Raw genomic sequence first — 311 nt, 5'->3', positions numbered from 1 at the left:
ATCGAGGCCTTCCTTGCCGTCCAGGCCTTTGACCAACTTCGGCTCAAGCGCCGTCGCGTCATTGGCCACACCAGCGCCCAACGGCGCCCAATCGCCACGCGCCAGGGCACGACGCAGCGCCGGATTGAATGGAGCCCAATCCTGGGGCCACCCACCCCTGCTCCGCAGGAGCGCCAGCGCGACGCGCGTCTGCCCCTCCATGCGAGCCGGCTTCGAGCGGATCTGGAAGCGAATTTCGTCACCCATGTCTCAGAACCTCGTCCTCAGGGCTTCAGCGGCGGTGGCGAGCACGTCGGCCTCGCCGTCGCGGC

1 protein-coding gene is annotated in these 311 nt (G+C 68.5%); it reads right to left on the bottom strand.

Going from position 1 to position 311, the window contains the following annotated elements:
- Positions 1 to 246, bottom strand: a 246-nt coding sequence (locus tag ACLBX8_RS31845; protein WP_447716430.1) for a hypothetical protein, incomplete at its 3' end; no start/stop codon positions are given.
- Positions 247 to 311 lie beyond the last annotated feature (65 nt).

It is taken from the genome of Methylobacterium sp. D48H (genome assembly GCF_053345715.1).
Note: the sequence above shows the minus strand (reverse complement) of the source record. Positions and strands in the feature narration are given on the sequence as shown.